Raw genomic sequence first — 20872 nt, 5'->3', positions numbered from 1 at the left:
TATAGATATTGGAATTTATAATGTTCGATATTATTATCATTGGCGCAGGTACTGCTGGTATTAGCGCATACAAAGAAGCCGTTAAACATACCAACAATATTTTAATTATAAATGATGGACCATGGGATACCACTTGTGCCCGTGTAGGCTGTATGCCAAGTAAAGTTCTCATCTCTACAGCAAACCGTATGTTTGACATTCAAAATGCTCAAGAGGTTGCTTTAGATGTATCTGCAAATATTAATACTGATCAAGTGATGCAGCATGTACAAACTTTACGTAACAGATTTACACAAGCAACTTTAAAAGATGTAGATCAATGGCCGACTGAGCATAAAATTTCTGGCAAAGCATATTTTATTGATGCACAAACTGTAGAAGTTAACGGAAAACGGTATAAATCAAAAAGTTTTATTCTGGCTGTTGGTTCAACTCCTAATTATGATCAAATTTGGAAGCAAGAATTAGGAAACCGGCTTATAACAACAGACCAAATATTTGAGTTAAAAACACTTCCTAAATCTATTGCTGTAATTGGTAGTGGTGTGATCGCTCTTGAGATCGCACAAGCTATGCATCGTCTAGGTGTAGAAACAACAATCTTCGCTCGCAGTAAACGAATTGGAATCCTAACTAGTTCTAGACTTCAACAGCTTGCTCAAAAAGAGCTAGGAAAAGAATTAACAATTCTATTCGAGACTTTACCGAGTGAAGTTAAATGCAGTCAGGAAAACGCTGTATTAACTTACCAATTTGATGAAACAGAGAAAACTCTCGAAGTTGAATATGTTTTAGCTGCAACCGGCCGTACAAGTTTAATTGATACTTTAAAACTAGAAAATATTGATAATTCATTTAAAGATATTAAGTTATTACCTGTAAATGCTAAAACTAAGCAGCTAGATACATATCCAATTTTTGTTGTCGGTGACGCTTACACCTCAACACCACTACAACATGAAGCAGCTCATGAAGGTAAAAAAGTTGTTTATAACTGCTTAAATTATCCGCAGGTAAACTCAGTTAAGACACTTACTCCATTAGGAATTGTCTTTAGTCATCCTGAAATGGCGATCGTAGGTCAAAGTTATAAGCAATTAAAAGATGAAGGTATAGATTTTATTACAGGCGAAGCCTCTTATGAACGACAAGGAAGAGCTATAGTTCTTGGAAAAAATAAAGGTGCTATTGAAGTTTATATAGAACGAAAAAGCCAAAAGCTTCTAGGTGCTGAGCTATTTACAGAAGCAACTGAACATATGGCCCATTTATTAAGCTGGATAATCGGTGAAGAATTAACGCTAAATGATATTCTAGAAAAACCCTTTTATCATCCGACTTTAGAAGAAGGTCTTCGCACTGCTCTAAAGCATGCGCGTAGACAACTGAAATAATCGATTTTAGAAGAGCTCTTTATTAATAAAAATTGGCTCTTCTCTACTTCACATTGCTTTAATTAATTCATTTGATGGGAAATAACCGCAACTAATGAAGCATTCTTTTCAGATGAACTAGTATATATCCATGTTTCTAAAGCCTTCCCATTTTTAGAAATAATATAATTTGTTGTGGTCAAATTCTTATCTTTATATACTTCTTTTTTATAAGTTAGGCCCGTAGATTCTGGAGGTAGCCAGCTTTCTAAGTTCTTCTGAATTTCAGTTGAATTTCCTTTATTTATAAATAATGAACATACGCCATTATCGAGTTGAGTAATAACAAATTTTCCTTCAGAGGAACTTATCATCCATGCATGACCATTATAATCTTTTAAAAAATGTGCAGCATATTCATTAGGCATTTGGATAAATCCCATATTTTTTGCTTGTTTATTTATTAATTCAGGATTTCCTCTAGAACTTACACAAATATTTAAAAAGGCTTTTGTACTATACAAACTTTTCACAGTTTCATTAGCATATATAGAACTACAACTGAGTGTTATAGCCAATATAAAGGAAAATATTTTAAATTCTGAAAATTTCATTATTAATACTCTTGTTATCATTTTAAATAATGTGATTTATATCATAATTCATTCTAAAGTTAGTCGGGGATTTAGATTTTTTTTATCGCGATAAAAAAACACCCCCATTCATTAGAATGGGGGTGTTTAGAATAATGAGCTGGCGATGACTTACTCTCACATGGGTAACCCCACACTACCATCAGCGCTAAGAGGTTTCACTTCTGAGTTCGGGAAGGGATCAGGTGGTTCACTCTTGCTATGGTCGCCAGCACAACTGGTATGGATACTTGCTTCGTTTTATTCACTGTGTGATACGTTGCGTTTTCCAAATCTTTACAGATGGGCTGATTGGTCTGATTTTTCGTTGTTCATTTTAGCTAAGTGTTTAACTAAATCAAGTTGCTTTGCATGTTTATGAATCGATTGATGCTTCATATACAACTGCTTGGGTGTTGTATAGTCAAGCCTCACGAGCAATTAGTATTGGTCAGCTTCACATATCACTATGCTTCCACATCCAACCTATCAACGTCCTAGTCTCGAACGGCTCTTTAGAGGAATAAATTCCTAGGGAAATCTTATCTTGAGGTAGGCTTCCCGCTTAGATGCTTTCAGCGGTTATCCCTTCCGAACATAGCTACCCGGCGATGCGACTGGCGTCACAACCGGTACACCAGAGGTTCGTCCACTCTGGTCCTCTCGTACTAGGAGCAGATCCTCTCAAATTTCCAGCGCCCACGGTAGATAGGGACCGAACTGTCTCACGACGTTCTAAACCCAGCTCGCGTACCTCTTTAAATGGCGAACAGCCATACCCTTGGGACCTGCTTCAGCCCCAGGATGAGATGAGCCGACATCGAGGTGCCAAACACCGCCGTCGATATGAACTCTTGGGCGGTATCAGCCTGTTATCCCCAGAGTACCTTTTATCCGTTGAGCGATGGCCCTTCCATACAGAACCACCGGATCACTAAGACCTACTTTCGTACCTGCTCGACTTGTGGGTCTCGCAGTTAAGCGCGCTTTTGCCTTTATACTCTACGCGTGATTTCCGACCACGCTGAGCGCACCTTCGTACTCCTCCGTTACTCTTTAGGAGGAGACCGCCCCAGTCAAACTACCCACCAGACACGGTCCTCGTCCCGGATAACGGGACAGAGTTAGAACCTCAACATTACCAGGGTGGTATTTCAAGGACGGCTCCATTGGAACTAGCGTTCCAACTTCAAAGCCTCCCACCTATCCTACACAAGTAAGGTCAAAGTTCAGTGTCAAGCTGCAGTAAAGGTTCACGGGGTCTTTCCGTCTAGCCGCGGGTACACTGCATCTTCACAGCGATTTCGATTTCACTGAGCCTCTGCTGGAGACAGCGCCGCCATCATTATGCCATTCGTGCAGGTCGGAACTTACCCGACAAGGAATTTCGCTACCTTAGGACCGTTATAGTTACGGCCGCCGTTTACTGGGGCTTCGATCAAGAGCTTCGCTTACGCTAACCCCATCAATTAACCTTCCAGCACCGGGCAGGCATCACACCCTATACGTCCACTTTCGTGTTTGCAGAGTGCTATGTTTTTAATAAACAGTTGCAGCGGCCTGGTTTCTGCGGCTGTCGTCAGCTCAGGAAGCAAGTTCCATCACCAACAACAGCGTACCTTCTCCCGAAGTTACGGTACCATTTTGCCTAGTTCCTTCAGCAGAGTTCTCTCAAGCGCCTTGGTCTACTCGACCTGACCACCTGTGTCGGTTTCGGGTACGATTCCTGTGTAACTGAAGCTTAGAGACTTTTCCTGGAAGCATGGTATCAGCCACTTCACTGTACAAGTACAGCTTGCTATCGGATCTCAGTATAGAGTACCCCGGATTTGCCTAAGATACATACCTACATCCTTCCACCTGGACAACCAACGCCAGGCTGACTTAACCTTCTCCGTCCTCTCATCGCATTACACAGAAGTATTGGAATATTAACCAATTTCCCATCGACTACGCCTTTCGGCCTCGCCTTAGGGGTCGACTCACCCAGCCCCGATTAACGTTGGACTGGAACCCTTGGTCTTTCGGCGAACGGGTTTTTCACCCGTTTTGTCGTTACTCACGTCAGCATTCGCACTTCTGATACCTCCAGCATACTTCTCAATACACCTTCATCGGCTTACAGAACGCTCCCCTACCACTTGACTAATGTCAAATCCGCAGCTTCGGCACATAGTTTTAGCCCCGTTACATCTTCCGCGCAGGCCGACTCGACTAGTGAGCTATTACGCTTTCTTTAAAGGGTGGCTGCTTCTAAGCCAACCTCCTAGCTGTCTATGCCTTCCCACATCGTTTCCCACTTAACTATGATTTTGGGGCCTTAGCTGGCGGTCTGGATTGTTTTCCTCTTGACTACGGACGTTAGCACCCGCAGTCTGTCTCCCGGATAGTACTCATAGGTATTCGGAGTTTGCATCGGTTTGGTAAGTCGGGATGACCCCCTAGCCGAAACAGTGCTCTACCCCCTATGGTATTCGTCCGAGGCGCTACCTAAATAGCTTTCGGGGAGAACCAGCTATCACCAGGCTTGATTAGCCTTTCACCCCTATCCACAAGTCATCCCCTGGCTTTTCAACGACAGTGGGTTCGGTCCTCCAGTTAGTGTTACCCAACCTTCAACCTGCTCATGGATAGATCGCCTGGTTTCGGGTCTATACCCAGCAACTAAACGCCCTATTAAGACTCGATTTCTCTACGGCTCCCCTATACGGTTAACCTCGCTACTGAATATAAGTCGCTGACCCATTATACAAAAGGTACGCAGTCACACCACGAAGGTGCTCCCACTGCTTGTATGCATGCGGTTTCAGGATCTATTTCACTCCCCTCACAGGGGTTCTTTTCGCCTTTCCCTCACGGTACTGGTTCACTATCGGTCAGTCAGGAGTATTTAGCCTTGGAGGATGGTCCCCCCATATTCAGACAAGGTTTCACGTGCCTCGCCCTACTCGTCATCATTATGTGTGCCCTTTCGTGTACGGGAATATCACCCTCTACGTTCGCACTTCCCAGAGCGTTCCACTAAAACACACATAACTTAATGGGCTGATCCCCGTTCGCTCGCCGCTACTGAGGGAATCTCAATTGATTTCTTTTCCTAAGGGTACTGAGATGTTTCACTTCCCCTCGTTCGCCTTGCAACACTATGTATTCATGTTGCAATACCTACCTTAAAGTAGGTGGGTTCCCCCATTCAGAAATCTCCGGATCAAAGGATATTTGCCGCCTCCCCGGAGCTTTTCGCAGGCTATCACGTCTTTCATCGCCTCTGACTGCCAAGGCATCCACCACATGCACTTAATTACTTGACTATACAACCCCAAACAGTCGTCAACACCTACAAGTGAGTGTTGTCCGTGCGATTCTTCATCGCTACTATCTGTTGTCTGTGTACTTAAACACTGTACAGCTTCAATCTAAATTCATATACCAAAACGCTTGATTCAGTTAATTTGCTAGTTCTCAATTCATCTAGATTAATTGCTTAATCTAAACTCTTGAGTGAACAATTTATTTCAGACTCAATTTTGCCAATCTGTTAATGAATAAACACGCCTTCGTCAGGTCATGCTTAATACCGTGATACTTAAATCACAGAAGTTAATAAACCAAGACCGAAATCTCTATTTACTAATTTCTGTAATCCGAACTTCTCTTAAGTTCTGGTGGAGACTAGGAGAGTCGAACTCCTGACCTCCTGCGTGCAAAGCAGGCGCTCTACCAACTAAGCTAAGTCCCCAGCTTACATCATCAGTCATGTATCTTTTATCTATAACTTCAACCAGTCAAAGTCATGGTGGGTCTGACAAGACTTGAACTTGTGACCCCACGCTTATCAAGCGTGTGCTCTAACCAACTGAGCTACAGACCCTCAGATACATCTATGAAGAACAACTTGTTGTGGATTCTTACCAATCGTCAATCTTTCGTTAAGGAGGTGATCCAGCCGCAGGTTCCCCTACGGCTACCTTGTTACGACTTCACCCCAGTCATCGGCCACACCGTGGTAACCGCCCTCTTTGCAGTTAGGCTAGCTACTTCTGGTGCAACAAACTCCCATGGTGTGACGGGCGGTGTGTACAAGGCCCGGGAACGTATTCACCGCGGCATTCTGATCCGCGATTACTAGCGATTCCGACTTCATGGAGTCGAGTTGCAGACTCCAATCCGGACTACGATCGGCTTTTTGAGATTAGCATCCTATCGCTAGGTAGCAACCCTTTGTACCGACCATTGTAGCACGTGTGTAGCCCTGGCCGTAAGGGCCATGATGACTTGACGTCGTCCCCGCCTTCCTCCAGTTTGTCACTGGCAGTATCCTTAAAGTTCCCGACATTACTCGCTGGCAAATAAGGAAAAGGGTTGCGCTCGTTGCGGGACTTAACCCAACATCTCACGACACGAGCTGACGACAGCCATGCAGCACCTGTATGTAAGTTCCCGAAGGCACCAATCCATCTCTGGAAAGTTCTTACTATGTCAAGGCCAGGTAAGGTTCTTCGCGTTGCATCGAATTAAACCACATGCTCCACCGCTTGTGCGGGCCCCCGTCAATTCATTTGAGTTTTAGTCTTGCGACCGTACTCCCCAGGCGGTCTACTTATCGCGTTAGCTGCGCCACTAAAGCCTCAAAGGCCCCAACGGCTAGTAGACATCGTTTACGGCATGGACTACCAGGGTATCTAATCCTGTTTGCTCCCCATGCTTTCGCACCTCAGCGTCAGTGTTAGGCCAGATGGCTGCCTTCGCCATCGGTATTCCTCCAGATCTCTACGCATTTCACCGCTACACCTGGAATTCTACCATCCTCTCCCACACTCTAGCTAACCAGTATCGAATGCAATTCCCAAGTTAAGCTCGGGGATTTCACATTTGACTTAATTAGCCGCCTACGCGCGCTTTACGCCCAGTAAATCCGATTAACGCTTGCACCCTCTGTATTACCGCGGCTGCTGGCACAGAGTTAGCCGGTGCTTATTCTGCGAGTAACGTCCACTATCTCTAGGTATTAACTAAAGTAGCCTCCTCCTCGCTTAAAGTGCTTTACAACCATAAGGCCTTCTTCACACACGCGGCATGGCTGGATCAGGCTTGCGCCCATTGTCCAATATTCCCCACTGCTGCCTCCCGTAGGAGTCTGGGCCGTGTCTCAGTCCCAGTGTGGCGGATCATCCTCTCAGACCCGCTACAGATCGTCGCCTTGGTAGGCCTTTACCCCACCAACTAGCTAATCCGACTTAGGCTCATCTATTAGCGCAAGGTCCGAAGATCCCCTGCTTTCTCCCGTAGGACGTATGCGGTATTAGCATTCCTTTCGAAATGTTGTCCCCCACTAATAGGCAGATTCCTAAGCATTACTCACCCGTCCGCCGCTAAGATCAGTAGCAAGCTACCTCTCTCCGCTCGACTTGCATGTGTTAAGCCTGCCGCCAGCGTTCAATCTGAGCCATGATCAAACTCTTCAGTTAAAATCATTTTGTACCTTATTTAAAGACAAGGTACCAATTCTGGCTCATCAATTACTGACTTAAATTTCGCTCAAATAAACTTCGAGTAATTTAAACCAATCAATCAATGAAAATTATTTCGATTAATCAACCAGTAAAAATCCACACAAGTTGTTCTTCAATTCTCTTAATGATCTTCTTCCTGGTTCGTCACCAGCAAGCTAGGTCGGCTATATTACTCTTAATCTCTTAAAAGTCAACAGGTAATTTCGATATTTTTAAAACTCATTCTCAAAACCAACTTACCATCAAATTCATCACTTAAAGCAATCAACTTAATCACAAGTAACTGTTTTTCAACAAGTTTCTATCTGCATCACCGCCGATGGATGTGCATTATAGATGATTAAGATCCCTTTGCAACCCTTTTTTTAAATCAATATCATCAACTGGATACTTTTTAAGCTTTTTGGTCACTTTTAGATGAGATATTAAACTTTTTTTACGTTATCAACTTCATGTAGAATAGATTATTCGTGCAATAGTTTGGCATTAACTCACCATGTGGCAGTTCGCTAAAAAAGTATTTGTTTGCATACTTGTAGTGCTTGCTACGAGTGGGCCTTGTTATGCCAATTCAAAACATAATTTCTATGTACTTACTTTATCTATCCTAAGCTACAGTAAGTGGGAGAATGTAAATACTCCTACTCTTTGTGTAATTGATAACCCTTCTATTACATCTACTTTTCAATCTTACATCCAGCAAATGTCTTATAATTATCGTGTTCAAACTGTAAATGCGAAAGATTTTGCTCGGTCACATTGTCAGGCTGTCTATTTTTCTAGTACTTCTCCGCAGCAACAACAAAACCTTATTCAAAACTATCCTTATCATTCTTTACTTTCTTTAAGTATTAATAATTCAGAGTGCGAGATAGGAAGTATCTTTTGTTTATATACTCAGAATAATTACACTACCTTTAAAGTTAACTTAGATGCTTTAAGTCACTCCAAAGTCCATATTGATCCGAGAGTATTACTCTTGGCTAAGAATGCGGAGTAAGGATCATGATATCAAAGTTGTATCAGTCCACTTCACTACACGCATTATTTAGAAAATCTCAATTTACTATTTTTGCTATTACTTTTTTTATTTGCTCTTTTACGTTTGTCTCAATTTCCGTTTTTACTATGGAAACTTATGCCAAACAGAATTTGCAATTGCTTAGTCATACTCTATTAGAGCGTATTCAGCCCGCAGTCGTGTTTAATGATAAAATTACAATAGAGCAGATTTTGAATGAATATACGAATGATCATTCAATTCGTACTATTCATATTTATGATTCAGAACATCATCTGATCGCCCAAAGTTTTAAATTATCAAGTCAAACTTCAATTTTAGAAGGCTGGTTTGATCACTGGTTTTTAAATGAGCCTGTTCATCTTACAATTTATCATCATGAGCAAAATGTAGGTGAACTCACACTTTTTGGTAGCTCTGAAAAAATATTGCAGTTCCTCAAAATGATTATGGTAGGGCTTGCGATTGCAATGTTGTTTATTGTTTGCGCTTTATGGTGGTCAGTAAACTTAACTTATCGTCAAATTATGCAGGCTATTTACCCACTTACTAATATTGCTCAAATTGTAAGTGAACAAAAAGCTTATAATCTTCGTTTTCCTTATAACCGAATTAAAGAATTTCAAGATTTAAATACCGTTTTTAACGAGTTACTTGAAGAAATTCAAATATGGGATAATCAGCTGCAAAAGGAAAATCGTAAATTATCCTTTCAGGCTCATCACGACCAGCTCACCTTATTACCTAATAGACATTATTTTTACCAAATCCTTTTAGACATGTTTGAAGATAAAGGGTTTGATAATAAGTCTGCATTATTATTTATAGATAACAATAACTTCAAAGCAATTAATGACCAATTTGGCCATTTAGCTGGCGATGAAGTTTTAAAAGAAATGGCGAATCGCCTGCAAACTCGTTTGCGTCATCAAGATTTTATTGCACGGTTAGGTGGTGATGAATTTGCTGTCATTTTGCATTCCATTAGTCATGCTGATCATTTAATATCTATTGCTGAAAATTTACTCGAAAGCTGTAAAGAACCTTTGCATCTAAATGGTCAAACCATTTACTTCAGTTTCAGTGTAGGTATTGCTTTATCACAATTTGCATCTAGCCCCGAAGATTTCATTATGCAAGCAGATCAAGCAATGTATAAGGCTAAAAATTCGGATGAACACTGGTTTATCTATAAACCTGAAAATTAAATTTAGGCTAATCTATGAATACAAGATCTTTAAAACTCTCTTTTATTGCATTGCTATGCATTACTCTTGCAGGGTGCCTGAGTTTTGGTCCATTAAAATATCGTCAAGTAAAATTGCTCAAAAAAGAAGGTTTCGTTCTTACTGATGAAGGCTGGACTTTAGGTTTACCAGAACGCTTATTATTTGACTTTAATAATGCGCAGTTAAAACAAAGTCATGAAGCTGAGTTAGTACGTCTAGCAAATCAACTGAATAAATATGACCTGAATAAATTGAAAATTGTTGGTCATACTGATGATGTTGGTGATGCTACATATAACCAAAAGTTATCTGAAGAGCGGGCTCAAAGTGTGGCAAACCTTTTCTTAACACGTGGATTCAAAAAAGAAAACATCTACGTAATTGGTCGTGGTTCAACGCAACCTTATGTGCCAAATACAACCAATGAAAACCGTGCGATTAACCGACGTGTTGCGATTGTCGTTATTCCATAAGTAAATTTATAAAAAAGCCAATCCTCTGTGATTGGCTTTTTATTTTAAACTAGCTCAATAATATCAATGGTTGGTGGCACTCTGAAACGCAAAGGAATTCCAACCATTCCTGTGCCAACGGTAACAAAGACATCCGCATGCTCATGAGAGTAGAAACCGCGCTTATGACCTAAAATTGATACTTTTTTCATAATATAGTTAGTCAACCATGGAAGCTCTACCTGCCCTCCATGTGTATGCCCAGATAACATTAATGGTCGATTCGGTAATTTAGGTACCATATCTACCGTATCGGGGTTATGAGATAAAATTAACCAAGGCTTGTCTTGCGGTAAATCTGGCATAGAACGCATATCGGTTTTGCCTGCCCAGAGGTCACCAATGCCAATCAAACGAAATTCTTCAAAATCAACAATCTTACCTTCAATATCAACAACTTCATTATAAAATAGGGCATCTTTTAATAGTTGTTGAATTGGTGGTCCAGGATATTGCTCATCATGATTTCCAGGAACCGAATATACTGGTGCCTGAATTTCTTTTAAAACTCTTAACTCTTCAATCAATCTGTCTTCTGGCTCATATGTCCAATCACCAGCGACTACCACTAAATCAGGCTGCTGTTCATTTAATTTTCTAACTATGGTTTTGAGCTGACGTTCATGCCCTGAAAATAAACCAATATGTAAATCTGCAATTAAGGCTACTTTTACTGGCTTATCAAAACTACGATCTGGATTTAACCGATATTGATGAGTATCGACACGCACTAAATGAGGTTCAATAAATCGGGCGTAAATTAACACGCCACTTAAGAAAAAGATGAAAATACCTTGATGAATTGAGTAGTAACCAATCCAAGCAGCATATAAATTAAAAAACCAGAGAGGAATAAGTAGATAAGAGAGATAAAATGCGAGTAGATGCACAAAAGCTTTAAATGGATGAATCGTCTCGGTTCGTGATTGATGAATCCAAGCCTCAGAAATTCCCCATAGAGCAAGTATTGAAAAAATAAAGTAAAAACAAAAAATGATTGAATTTGGATTCCACATTACGACTCTCGACTTATCTTATATTGATTGCTAGTAATCAAATTCAATATTTATCTTTCAATATGCACGAATTATACTCTAGCTCACCTTATCGTATGTACTGATTATGGCACAATCCTTTCCTTCCAAACAGCTTCAAACGGATCAACAAGCTAAAGGCTTTTTGATAAAAGCCTCTATAGTCCTATGTTCAAGTTTTGCTGTGGGTTTGACAGGATGTAGTACTCTGCCAAAACATGGTGTTGAGCCAGTACAATATGCAAAAGATATTGATACCTCTGAGACTTCACTTGCCAAAATTATTACACCTTTACGCCAGCAAAATCCAAAGTTAACGGGCTTCCATGTTCTAAATGATCCGCTGGAGGCTCTAGCGGCTCGACTTAGATTGATTGATAAAGCCGAAAAGACTTTAGATTTACAATATTACATTTGGGATAATGACAAAGTTGGTGCTTTAGCCTTACACGCGATTATTCGTGCAGCTGATCGAGGTGTAAAAGTCCGACTTCTTATTGATGACAATAATGCAAAAAAAATGGAAGGGATTTTACTGGCCCTTTCTCAGCATAAAAATATTGAAGTTAAGCTTTTTAATCCCTACCGTTTCCGCAAATATCGTGCGATGGATATGGTGCTTGATTTAAAACGTATCAATCGTCGTATGCACAATAAAAGTTTTATTGCCGACAATGAGGTTGCTCTTATTGGCGGGCGTAACATGACCAATCAATATTACAATGTAAGCGATAGCTATCAGTTTTCTGATGTCGATGTAATGTTGGTAGGCGCTGCTGTTGATGATATCGTAAATTCGTTTGATGATTACTGGAATCATGAATATGCATATTCGGTTCAAAGTATCGTAAGTCCTGAGCAGCACCGTTTACGCTATGAAGGCTTAAAAGAACAACTCGAAGCACACTATCAACAAGCTACCGTCCAAAACTTTTTAAACTTAACTTCAAAATCTCATGCATTTGATCAATGGCTAAATCACAATATTCAATTTGATTGGGTCAAGGCAGAAGTCGTAAAAGACTCACCTGATAAAATCAAATCGAAAGCTAAGAAAGAAGAACACCTCAATTTCCAGTTAATTAATCATTTGGAAAAACCAGAAAGTAACGTTGACTTAATCTCTGCTTATTTTATTCCTGAAAAACAAGGTGCCAAGATTTTAAGCACGCTTGCCAAAGAAGGTGTTGAGGTTCGAGTTTTAACGAATTCTTTTAAAGCAAATGACGTTGCTGTTGTACATGCATTTTATGGAAAGTACCGTAAAGAACTGCTTAAAAACGGCGTACAACTTTATGAATTTTTACCAACACCCGATAAAAGAGATTTAAATAAAAATACAGATGAGCTTGCTACTAAAGCTAAAGTAAATATGAAAGGGCTAAGCCGATCAAGTTTGCATACTAAACTTATGGCATTAGATGAACAGGTTTTTATTGGCTCATTTAATTTTGATCCGCGCTCAGCTTACTTAAATACTGAAATTGGTGTGATTTTAGATAGCCCATCACTGGCTAAGACGATTCACCATACAATGGATGAAAATTTAAATAAGTATGCTTATAAATTAAAGCTCGACACTAACAACCATATTTATTGGCAGCAAGAAACTTCAAATGGTCCTGTAATTTATAGACAGGAACCTGAGATGAAATGGTGGCAAAAAGCAGGCATGAAGTTTCTTTCATGGCTGCCACTTGAAGGATTTATGTAATTAGTTTCTTGGCTTAAGTACTTTCTGATGTAGTTGGGCCAAACCTTCCACCATTTTTTCTTGAACTTCGCGCGTTAAACTTTTGACGTCATGCCCTTCCACTGAAATAGGAGGCAAAGTTAACAGATGAGCTGTTACTTTAGGCATTTCAAGTACGCGTTGAATATGTTCGGCAAATGTCATGTCACCAATGAATGGCGCAACTGTATCTAATTGTCCATCGCGATTTACATAACAAATCAAACAAACCTGTACTGGACGCTGTGCTTCAATCGCTGCTCCTAGTAATCGTCCATGTACTTTTTTAACAGAATGCCCATCTGTAGTTGTGGCTTCAGGGAAAAATAATACTGGAATATTCTGTTTTAAAAATTCAGCAATTTGCTCACGAATTCTGACGGAATCGCCAGATCCACGCTTAATAAATAACGTTCCACCACTTTTGGCTAAATTTCCAAGAATAGGCCAATTTTCAATTTCAGCTTTAGCCAGAAAGAAAACTCGCGCACCTGAACCTAGAACTGCAACATCTAACCAAGAAATATGATTACTTACCCATAAAGCTGGTTCTCTAGGAATTGTGCCATGCACTTCTATATCTAAATTGAAAACCTGACATAAACGGCGGCAAAAGTATTGGACATAACGTGTATTAACAGGATTATTAGGATCTTTATAAAGCCCATGTCGATAAACTAGATAAAAACCTTCACTAATTGCGGCCGTGGCAGAAGTGACCTTTTTTCCGTATAAACCTATTTTTGATAATTTCTTTAACGTTGAATTAACTATACTTTGCGTTTGAGCCATAAAATTTCACTAACGATTAATCATTGTTATACCCATCTCAAGTCATTCTATACGTTTCGTAATAAACTTGCATTGACGTTAGAGAACGGCAAATAAAATAAATCTAAACACTAGACTAATCTCATATAACTAATCTAAAGGATAAGAACAAACGCTTTCCCCTTTTGCTTAAGTTTCCTCTAGAATAAAGTTTTCCCATTTTCAGGATTTATAGCCACGTGGAATATGTTGATCGGCATCAAGGCGGTGAACGCACAATCTTAGTGAGTGTTTCTGTACAATTATTAGATGATCTGGATGCCGAAGAGTTTGCTCTACTTGCACAGTCTGCTGGTGCAAATATCCTTGAACATATTAAGGTTCAGCGTAATAAGCCTAATCCTAAATTTTTTATTGGCTCCGGAAAAGTCGAAGAAATTGCAGAGCAAGTTCAGGAGCTAGAAGCGAGTCTGGTTATCTTTGACCATGCCTTATCACCTGCTCAAGAACGAAATTTAGAAAGAATATTAAAATGCCGAGTTATTGACCGCACAGGCTTAATTTTAGATATTTTTGCGCTGCGTGCCCGTACGCATGAAGGTAAGTTACAAGTCGAACTTGCCCAGCTTAAACATTTATCTACTCGTCTTATTCGTGGTTGGTCTGCCGACTTTGAACAACAAAAAGGTGGTATCGGCTTACGCGGTCCCGGTGAAACACAACTAGAGACAGATCGCCGTCTCATTCGTGTTCGTATTACCCAATTAAAAGATAAATTAGACAAAGTACAACAGACTCGTATGCAAGGGCGTGCTGCAAGACAAAAAGCAGCTATTCCAACGGTTTCATTAGTAGGTTATACCAACGCTGGTAAATCGACTTTATTTAATATTTTAGCTAATAGTGATGTCTACGCAGCTGATCAACTGTTTGCAACACTCGATCCAACCCTACGCCGTTTAGACTGGGATGGTATCGGTACTGTTGTGCTAGCAGACACAGTAGGTTTTGTACGAAACTTACAGCATGATTTGGTTGAATCATTTAAAGCAACACTTGAAGAAACACTAGAAGCGACCCTTTTACTGCATGTTATTGATAGTAGTAGCCACGACATGCTTGACCAAATTGAAGCGGTTGAAGGCGTATTAAAAGACATTGGTGCTGATGCTCCCGTACTTCGGGTATACAACAAAATTGATCTAAGTCGTGAAGAGGCCAAAATTATTTATGCTGAGCCACACGTCCCAGATCGAGTTTATGTTTCAGCTCATTCTGGTCAAGGTCTAGAGTTGCTCCAAAAAGCAGTACAAGAATGCTTAATGGGCCAAATTCAAAAGTTTTCACTCGTGCTTAAGCCTGCTTATGGCAAATTACGTACTCAACTTTATGCCTTAAATGTTATTGAGTCTGAACATTATGATGATGCAGGCTTATTACATATTGACGTGAAGATTGCACCACATAAGTTAGAAAAGCTGATTCGCCAAGCAAAACTTCCATTGGATGAAATCTTGGGAGAACACGCGAGTCAATTTAAGCGCCCCTTGGAAGAGTTTGAAATCAAGGGCGATATCAGTTAAAACTTGATAAGTAAACTTTTAGAGATAAAAAATATGGATAAGATCAAAAGTATAGACTGGACAGCATGGGTAATTACATTACTACTCATTATTGGTTTTCGTGAAGGCTCTGTCGTTGTCATGCGTGCTTTTGATCATCCAGAATTAGGTAATCTGGTCGGTTTAATCAGCTTACTTATTATTTTACTGATTTGGAGAAAGTTTAAAAAAATTCCACTTCGAATAGTAGATACCAATAATAAAATTATGAAAGAAAGTGGATTCGCGTTTTTACCTATCTGTGCAGGTTCATTAATTATGCTCGTACATATGGGTAAAGAAATTCCATTATTTCTTTTTGTTTTAGTGGTCAGTACCCTTATACCTTTGTGGGTCTATGCAAAAATGGCAAAACGTTGGTTATAAGGAGAATAAAATGTTTACGATTTTCTACGGATTTTTGATCACACTCATTGGTTATCTGTGTGCAAAGCCTTTAAACCGACATTTCCCGCAAGTTCCACTTTTAGTTTTCGGCATGTTCATTGTGATTGGCTTACTTTCAGTTCTACATGTGCCATATGAACAGTATCGTCTTTATGTGAATGACTTATTTGGCCATCTATTAGGTTATGTCACCGTAGCATTAGCCATCCCTTTAGCTGCAATGCGTTACGATGATCTTCCAATTAAATCGGTCATTGGTATTTTACTTTTTGCAAGTATTAGCGCAGTTGCCCTACCTATGGGGCTGGCTTATTTGTTACATATGTCTGAACCCACCATTCTTGCATTTGCTACCCGTGCAGTAACTACTCCAATTGCTCTGAACATCGCAACTTTATTACATGCTCCTGAAACACTCGTAACTCTTATTGTTATTTTGTCTGGGGTAATTGGCGCAGCATTCTCACCATTCTTACTTAAACATATTCATGATGAGAGAGCATCAGGTTTAGCCTTAGGTTTAGCTGCACACGCCATCGGAACAGCTCAAGCTTGGCAACGTGGGCCTGTTGCAGGTCGTTACGCTGCATTTGGTATGGCATTGAACGGTGTATTTACTGCAATTTGGCTACCAACATTAATGTTATCTTTTGGAACACCATAATTAAGAAGTTGATTAAATAAACATTGAACGGTCTATCAATTCCAAATAAGATGACCTTTCAAAGTTAAAAGGATTTTTAATTATGGGGAAAATTTTTATTGGAGCTCTGCTCTTATTGGGGATTAATACTGCTACATTCGCAGCAGATATTACAGGTCTCTGGCAAACAATTGATGATAAGACAGGTGCTCCTAAAGCACAGGTAGAAATACGAAAAGAATCGAACGGGACATATGCTGGGAAAATTATCAAAGTAACGCCACGCCCAGGTTATACGCCTAAAGAAATTTGTGATAATTGCCCTGCGCCATATACCAATAAACCGATTTTAGGTCTGGATATCGCCACTGGTTTAAAACAGGTAGATGGACTGAACTATACTGGCGGTAAAATTTTAGATCCAAATACTGGCAAAGTTTACGGACTTAAAGCAAAACTTAGTTCAACTGGCAAACGCTTACATATGCGCGGTTATCTCGGAGTTTCAGCTTTAGGGCGTAATCAAATCTGGATTCGAGTAGAATAATAGTTCCTAATAAAAAAGCCGCTTCTGCGGCTTTTTTATTTTTAGCTCAGCTACAAGCTTCATCTTGCACTCATAGAGAAACATTGCTTTTCTTATATTTGCACAGGATTTTCAACAGAAAAAATTTCTTTGTCTTCAAGTCGATAAGCCATTAATTTTCTGCCCCAAACACAGCCACCATCAACATTCTGGATCTGCTCATTAATAGTTCGGCCCTCGAGCGCAGCCCAATGACCAAAAATAATCTGATGAGTTTGTGCGGCTTTGCTCGGAAATTCAAACCAAGGTAAATAACCATCCGGCATTGGTGCATCCAAAGAATCTTTAAAACTAAACTCTAAAGCCCCTTCGGCATTCGTTAAACGCATGCGAGTCAAATAATTGGTAATACAACGTAAACGCGCAGAACCAGTTAGGTTATCTTCCCACAAATCTGGTTTAGAACCATACATGTCTGCTAAAAAAGCATCCAATACAGATAAATCTTCGTTTGCGAGTACAGCCTCAACCTCTTTTGCCAACGTTACAGTTTTTTGCGCATCCCAAATACAAGGTATGCCAGCATGAGTAAGGATCGTATGCTCGTTTGGCAATAAACATAATGGCTGTTTACGTAACCAATCGATTAACTCATCACCATCAATAGCATCAATAACATCTTGGGTACGATCTTTTGCTTTAATCTCTTTTAAACCACGCGCACCCGCAATTAAAGTCAGGTCATGATTTCCAAGTACAGTTGCAGCAGCTCCACGATCAGCAAGCTTTTTAATAAAACGTAATGCCCCTACCGAGTTTTCACCACGTGCGACTAAATCACCAGCAAACCATAAAAAGTCTTGATCTGGATCAAAACGTATTTCTTTAAGCAAGGCTTTTAGAGCTTCAAAACACCCCTGCACATCGCCAATAACATAGTTAAAACGCTTAGTCATTTACGCCACCATTTGATCGGCCAAAGCAACAAATTGGGCAAGTGTTAAGGTCTCTGGACGAGCCATCGGATCAACACCAGCTTTTTCAAAGCCATCTTCTGCAATCGTACCTTTAAGACTGTTTCTTAATGTTTTGCGGCGCTGAGTAAATACATGGGCAACCAGTCGAGCTAAAGCTTTTTCATCTTTTGCTGTAATTGGCTTTTGATCATAAGGAACAAGGCGGAAAACCGCACTCGTTACTTTAGGGGGTGGGTTAAATGCACCAGCCGGCACTTCAAATAAAAATGTTGGTTGACAGTAATATTGAATCATTACCGACAAGCGTCCATATTCTTTTGTATTCGGTTCAGCAGTAATACGGTCAACCACCTCTTTTTGCAGCATAAAGTGCATATCTTTAACTTTGCTGCCAAATTCCAAGAGATGAAAGAGTAATGGGGTTGAAATGTTATAAGGTAAGTTACCGACTACACGTAATGGTCGGCCATCTTTTACCAGTTCGCTAAAGTCATATTTTAATGCGTCAGCTTCTATAATCGTCAAACGTTCAGGATGTGGAACACGTTCTGGTAACCCAGCAGCTAAGTCACGATCTAGCTCCACTACTGTTAATGCATCACATTCCCCAATTAAAGGAGATGTTAAGGCAGCTAACCCAGGTCCAATCTCGACAATATTGTCGCCTGTACGCGGACTTACAGAGCGCACAATTTTGGCAATGACTCGTTGATCATGTAAGAAGTTTTGACCAAAACGTTTACGAGCTTTATGCCCTTCATCTTTCGGGTTTAGGGCATTAATTTGATACATAGAACATTTCCAACATGAAAAATTTAGCTCGCTGCTAAAGATAAAGCTAAATCAACAGCGACATTTAAACTTGAGCTTTTTGCCAAACCAGTCCCAGCCAAAGACAACGCTGTGCCATGGTCAACCGAAGTTCGAATGAAAGGCAAACCCAATGTAATATTGATGGCTTCACCAAACCCTTGTGATTTTAACACAGGTAAACCTTGATCATGGTACATGGCAAGTACAGCATCTGCATTTTTAAGATGTTCTGGAGTAAACAAGGTATCTGCCGGCAAACTTAAACTCATTTTAAGCCCTTGCGCTCGATAACTTTCGAGTACCGGATTAATGGTCTCAATCTCTTCACGACCCAAATAACCATCTTCACCTGCATGAGGATTTAAACCACACACCAATACACGTGGATCTATTATCTTAAATTTAGTTTTTAAATCATGCAGTAAAATATCAATAACCTGATGCAATCGTTCTTTAGTAATTGCATCTGCTACATCTCTTAAGGGTAAATGTGTAGTTGCTAAGGCGACACGCAAGGTTTTAGTTGCAAGCATCATTACGACACGCTCTACACCTGCAAACTCTTGATAGTATTCAGTGTGACCACTAAACAAAATTCCAGCATCATTAATAACCGATTTTTGCACGGGTGCCGTGGCTACTCCCACACTTTTACCAGACATTGCATAATCTGCTGAACGACGCAGTTGTTCTAATACGTAGGCTGCATTAGCTGGGTTTAATTGACCATCAATGACAGTTGCTTCTAAAGGCACATGTTCTATATAGAGTTCATTCAGAGATGATGACTCAGGCTGTCCGGTATATTCTATAAATTGAATATCGACCCCAATTTTTTGGGCACGTTGCTCTAATAAGTCTCGGTCACCCAAGATAACAACAGGGCGTTCATCAACCCGCTTAGCCAAGCTCAAACAGATATCTGGACCAATACCAGCCGGCTCACCGGAAGTGACATATAATGGCAGCACAATCACTCCAGACACATAACAAGAATTTGTTTGATTTTAACATATCTGACATTCATCAGTTTATGGATTAAATTATATGGCTTAAACTGGATTTTTCTTGTGAGTTTGGACAAACTCGTTTAGAATGCTCGCTCCTTTTGTTTGGACAGATTCCATAGTCCAAACCAACTATAATAGGTAGTGGTTTAATGAAAACTCTCAGCGCTAAGCCAGCTGAAGTTCAACATGACTGGTATGTTGTTGATGCTTCTGGCAAAACTTTAGGTCGCCTTGCGACTGAAATCGCTCGTCGTTTACGCGGTAAGCACAAAACTTCTTATACTCCTCACGTTGACACTGGCGATTACATCGTTGTGATTAATGCTGAACAAGTTCAAGTGACTGGTAAAAAATCACTTGATAAGAAATATTATCGCCATACTGGTTTCCCTGGTGGTATCCGTGAGACTAACTTCGAGAAGTTAATTGCTCACAAACCTGAAGCTGTTCTTGAAAAAGCGGTTAAAGGCATGTTACCAAAAGGTCCTCTTGGTTATGCAATGATCAAAAAAATGAAAGTGTACGCTGGTACTGAGCATCCGCATGCTGCTCAACAGCCACAAGTTTTGGACATCTAAGGGATACAGCACATGGCTACTAATTATGGTACAGGTCGCCGTAAGACCGCAACTGCACGTGTTTTCTTGTCAGCTGGTACAGGTAAACTCGTTATTAACAACCGTACTTTAGAGCAATATTTCGGTCGTGAAACTGCTCGTATGGTTGTTCGTCAACCTTTAGAACTTTTAGAAGTTACTGAAAAGTTTGACCTTTACATCACTGTTAAAGGTGGTGGTATCGGTGGTCAAGCTGGCGCGATCCGTCACGGTATTACTCGTGCGCTTATCGCTGCTGACGAAACTTTAAAACCTGTTCTACGTCAAGCTGGTTTCGTTACTCGTGATGCTCGTGAAGTTGAACGTAAGAAACTTGGTTTACGTAAAGCTCGTAAACGTCCTCAATTCTCTAAACGTTAATTCGTTTATCGAGTTGGACAAAAAGCCTTGGATTTTTCCAAGGCTTTTTTATTATGAAAATAGAGCCACAAAATGCAAACTTATAAATATAAACAAACTA

General features: G+C 40.2%; 17 protein-coding genes, 2 tRNA genes and 3 rRNA genes. 11 read left to right on the top strand and 11 right to left on the bottom strand.

Translation table 11 applies throughout. The features are described from left to right. Positions 1-20: 20 nt before the first annotated feature. Positions 21-1394, top strand: a complete 1374-nt coding sequence (locus AAC388_RS02625) for a dihydrolipoyl dehydrogenase (protein ID WP_032005590.1) — start codon at positions 21-23, stop codon at positions 1392-1394. A 62-nt stretch (positions 1395-1456) separates the two neighbouring features. Here the strand turns inward: AAC388_RS02625 and AAC388_RS02620 are convergent, their stop codons facing one another. The 6 genes from AAC388_RS02620 to AAC388_RS02595 all read right to left on the bottom strand — a co-directional run bounded on the left by AAC388_RS02620 (position 1457) and on the right by AAC388_RS02595 (position 7473). Then, positions 1457-1987 (bottom strand): hypothetical protein, encoded by a 531-nt coding sequence (locus tag AAC388_RS02620; RefSeq protein ID WP_017400291.1) that lies wholly within the window; start codon positions 1985-1987, stop codon positions 1457-1459. 137 nt (positions 1988-2124) lie between these two features. Continuing rightward, positions 2125-2239 (bottom strand): 5S ribosomal RNA (gene rrf, locus AAC388_RS02615). A 186-nt stretch (positions 2240-2425) separates the two neighbouring features. After that, a 23S ribosomal RNA gene (locus AAC388_RS02610) occupies positions 2426-5316 on the bottom strand. Positions 5317-5668: 352 nt separating this feature from the next. Beyond that, positions 5669-5744: transfer RNA gene (locus AAC388_RS02605), tRNA-Ala, on the bottom strand. Positions 5745-5799: 55 nt separating this feature from the next. Further along, positions 5800-5876 (bottom strand) — tRNA-Ile (locus AAC388_RS02600). Positions 5877-5935: 59 nt separating this feature from the next. Beyond that, positions 5936-7473: ribosomal RNA gene (locus AAC388_RS02595) — 16S ribosomal RNA — on the bottom strand. Together the 16S, 23S and 5S rRNA genes with 2 tRNA genes alongside form the textbook arrangement of a ribosomal RNA operon. 541 nt (positions 7474-8014) lie before the next feature. Between AAC388_RS02595 and AAC388_RS02590 the strand changes: the two genes are divergently transcribed. Genes AAC388_RS02590 through AAC388_RS02580 form a run of 3 tightly spaced genes read left to right on the top strand, consistent with a single transcriptional unit; the run spans position 8015 to position 10241 of the window. Then, complete coding sequence (locus tag AAC388_RS02590; RefSeq protein ID WP_002117836.1) at positions 8015-8518, top strand: YfiR family protein; 504 nt, start codon at positions 8015-8017, stop codon at positions 8516-8518. A gap of 5 nt (positions 8519-8523) precedes the next feature. Next, the gene (locus AAC388_RS02585; protein WP_005065229.1) at positions 8524-9747 is read left to right on the top strand and encodes a diguanylate cyclase; all 1224 of its coding nucleotides are present in this window, start codon (positions 8524-8526) and stop codon (positions 9745-9747) included. Between the two features lie 14 nt (positions 9748-9761). Next, entirely contained in the window at positions 9762-10241 is a 480-nt protein-coding gene (locus AAC388_RS02580) for an OmpA family protein (RefSeq protein WP_002117846.1), read from the top strand. 44 nt (positions 10242-10285) lie between these two features. Here the strand turns inward: AAC388_RS02580 and AAC388_RS02575 are convergent, their stop codons facing one another. Continuing rightward, a complete protein-coding gene (locus AAC388_RS02575; protein WP_005804928.1) occupies positions 10286-11296 on the bottom strand; it encodes a metallophosphoesterase in 1011 nt (336 codons plus the stop codon). A 106-nt stretch (positions 11297-11402) separates the two neighbouring features. On the opposite strand from AAC388_RS02575, the gene AAC388_RS02570 reads away from it, so the two are divergent. Next, the gene (locus tag AAC388_RS02570) at positions 11403-13028 is read left to right on the top strand and encodes a phospholipase D family protein (RefSeq protein ID WP_342371148.1); all 1626 of its coding nucleotides are present in this window, start codon (positions 11403-11405) and stop codon (positions 13026-13028) included. On the opposite strand, the gene AAC388_RS02565 is transcribed toward AAC388_RS02570, so the two are convergent. Beyond that, positions 13029-13838 carry a lysophospholipid acyltransferase family protein gene (locus AAC388_RS02565; protein ID WP_032006019.1) on the bottom strand — a complete coding sequence of 270 codons (810 nt, stop codon included), beginning with the start codon at positions 13836-13838 and terminating at the stop codon, positions 13029-13031. 218 nt (positions 13839-14056) lie between these two features. Here AAC388_RS02565 and hflX point away from each other — a divergent pair, with 218 nt between their 5' ends. The 4 genes from hflX (at position 14057) to AAC388_RS02545 (ending at position 17016) form a co-directional block, all read left to right on the top strand. Further along, positions 14057-15400, top strand: a complete 1344-nt coding sequence (gene hflX / locus AAC388_RS02560; RefSeq protein WP_202745597.1) for a ribosome rescue GTPase HflX — start codon at positions 14057-14059, stop codon at positions 15398-15400. A gap of 33 nt (positions 15401-15433) precedes the next feature. After that, a complete protein-coding gene (locus tag AAC388_RS02555; protein ID WP_075384180.1) occupies positions 15434-15805 on the top strand; it encodes a hypothetical protein in 372 nt (123 codons plus the stop codon). A gap of 10 nt (positions 15806-15815) precedes the next feature. After that, a complete protein-coding gene (locus AAC388_RS02550) occupies positions 15816-16490 on the top strand; it encodes an LrgB family protein (RefSeq protein WP_199114312.1) in 675 nt (224 codons plus the stop codon). A gap of 82 nt (positions 16491-16572) precedes the next feature. After that, positions 16573-17016, top strand: a complete 444-nt coding sequence (locus AAC388_RS02545) for a DUF2147 domain-containing protein (protein WP_057068146.1) — start codon at positions 16573-16575, stop codon at positions 17014-17016. Positions 17017-17108: 92 nt separating this feature from the next. Here AAC388_RS02545 and AAC388_RS02540 read toward each other — a convergent pair whose 3' ends face one another. From AAC388_RS02540 to pdxA, 3 genes are read right to left on the bottom strand one after another with little or no spacing between them, the layout of a single operon-like run. Next, on the bottom strand, positions 17109-17951 hold the full coding sequence (locus AAC388_RS02540) for a symmetrical bis(5'-nucleosyl)-tetraphosphatase (protein WP_087400129.1): 843 nt from the start codon (positions 17949-17951) through the stop codon (positions 17109-17111). Continuing rightward, positions 17952-18764, bottom strand: a complete 813-nt coding sequence (gene rsmA, locus AAC388_RS02535) for a 16S rRNA (adenine(1518)-N(6)/adenine(1519)-N(6))-dimethyltransferase RsmA (RefSeq protein ID WP_342371147.1) — start codon at positions 18762-18764, stop codon at positions 17952-17954. 23 nt (positions 18765-18787) lie between these two features. Continuing rightward, entirely contained in the window at positions 18788-19771 is a 984-nt protein-coding gene (pdxA, locus tag AAC388_RS02530) for a 4-hydroxythreonine-4-phosphate dehydrogenase PdxA (RefSeq protein WP_342371146.1), read from the bottom strand. Positions 19772-19944: 173 nt separating this feature from the next. On the opposite strand from pdxA, the gene rplM reads away from it, so the two are divergent. Both rplM and rpsI read left to right on the top strand, forming a co-directional pair. Continuing rightward, a complete protein-coding gene (gene rplM, locus AAC388_RS02525; protein ID WP_002117832.1) occupies positions 19945-20373 on the top strand; it encodes a 50S ribosomal protein L13 in 429 nt (142 codons plus the stop codon). Positions 20374-20385: 12 nt separating this feature from the next. Next, positions 20386-20772 carry a 30S ribosomal protein S9 gene (rpsI, locus tag AAC388_RS02520; protein WP_002048725.1) on the top strand — a complete coding sequence of 129 codons (387 nt, stop codon included), beginning with the start codon at positions 20386-20388 and terminating at the stop codon, positions 20770-20772. The last annotated feature ends 100 nt before the right edge of the window (positions 20773-20872 follow it).

The organism is Acinetobacter sp. D009 (genome assembly GCF_038562025.1).
In the GTDB taxonomy this organism is placed as follows: Bacteria; Pseudomonadota; Gammaproteobacteria; order Pseudomonadales; family Moraxellaceae; genus Acinetobacter; species Acinetobacter pittii.
Note: the sequence above shows the minus strand (reverse complement) of the source record. Positions and strands in the feature narration are given on the sequence as shown.

Excerpts from the sequence above, each read along its gene's own strand:
- AAC388_RS02620 (WP_017400291.1), bottom strand. The coding sequence starts at position 1,987 with ATGAAATTTTCAGAATTTAAAATATTTTCCTTTATATTGGCTATAACA.
- AAC388_RS02550 (WP_199114312.1), top strand. The coding sequence starts at position 15,816 with ATGTTTACGATTTTCTACGGATTTTTGATCACACTCATTGGTTATCTG.
- rsmA (WP_342371147.1), bottom strand. The coding sequence starts at position 18,764 with ATGTATCAAATTAATGCCCTAAACCCGAAAGATGAAGGGCATAAAGCT.
- AAC388_RS02565 (WP_032006019.1), bottom strand. The coding sequence starts at position 13,838 with ATGGCTCAAACGCAAAGTATAGTTAATTCAACGTTAAAGAAATTATCA.
- AAC388_RS02555 (WP_075384180.1), top strand. The coding sequence starts at position 15,434 with ATGGATAAGATCAAAAGTATAGACTGGACAGCATGGGTAATTACATTA.
- AAC388_RS02540 (WP_087400129.1), bottom strand. The coding sequence starts at position 17,951 with ATGACTAAGCGTTTTAACTATGTTATTGGCGATGTGCAGGGGTGTTTT.
- rplM (WP_002117832.1), top strand. The coding sequence starts at position 19,945 with ATGAAAACTCTCAGCGCTAAGCCAGCTGAAGTTCAACATGACTGGTAT.
- AAC388_RS02545 (WP_057068146.1), top strand. The coding sequence starts at position 16,573 with ATGGGGAAAATTTTTATTGGAGCTCTGCTCTTATTGGGGATTAATACT.
- AAC388_RS02585 (WP_005065229.1), top strand. The coding sequence starts at position 8,524 with ATGATATCAAAGTTGTATCAGTCCACTTCACTACACGCATTATTTAGA.
- AAC388_RS02625 (WP_032005590.1), top strand. The coding sequence starts at position 21 with ATGTTCGATATTATTATCATTGGCGCAGGTACTGCTGGTATTAGCGCA.
- AAC388_RS02570 (WP_342371148.1), top strand. The coding sequence starts at position 11,403 with ATGGCACAATCCTTTCCTTCCAAACAGCTTCAAACGGATCAACAAGCT.
- rpsI (WP_002048725.1), top strand. The coding sequence starts at position 20,386 with ATGGCTACTAATTATGGTACAGGTCGCCGTAAGACCGCAACTGCACGT.
- AAC388_RS02580 (WP_002117846.1), top strand. The coding sequence starts at position 9,762 with ATGAATACAAGATCTTTAAAACTCTCTTTTATTGCATTGCTATGCATT.
- AAC388_RS02590 (WP_002117836.1), top strand. The coding sequence starts at position 8,015 with ATGTGGCAGTTCGCTAAAAAAGTATTTGTTTGCATACTTGTAGTGCTT.
- AAC388_RS02575 (WP_005804928.1), bottom strand. The coding sequence starts at position 11,296 with ATGTGGAATCCAAATTCAATCATTTTTTGTTTTTACTTTATTTTTTCA.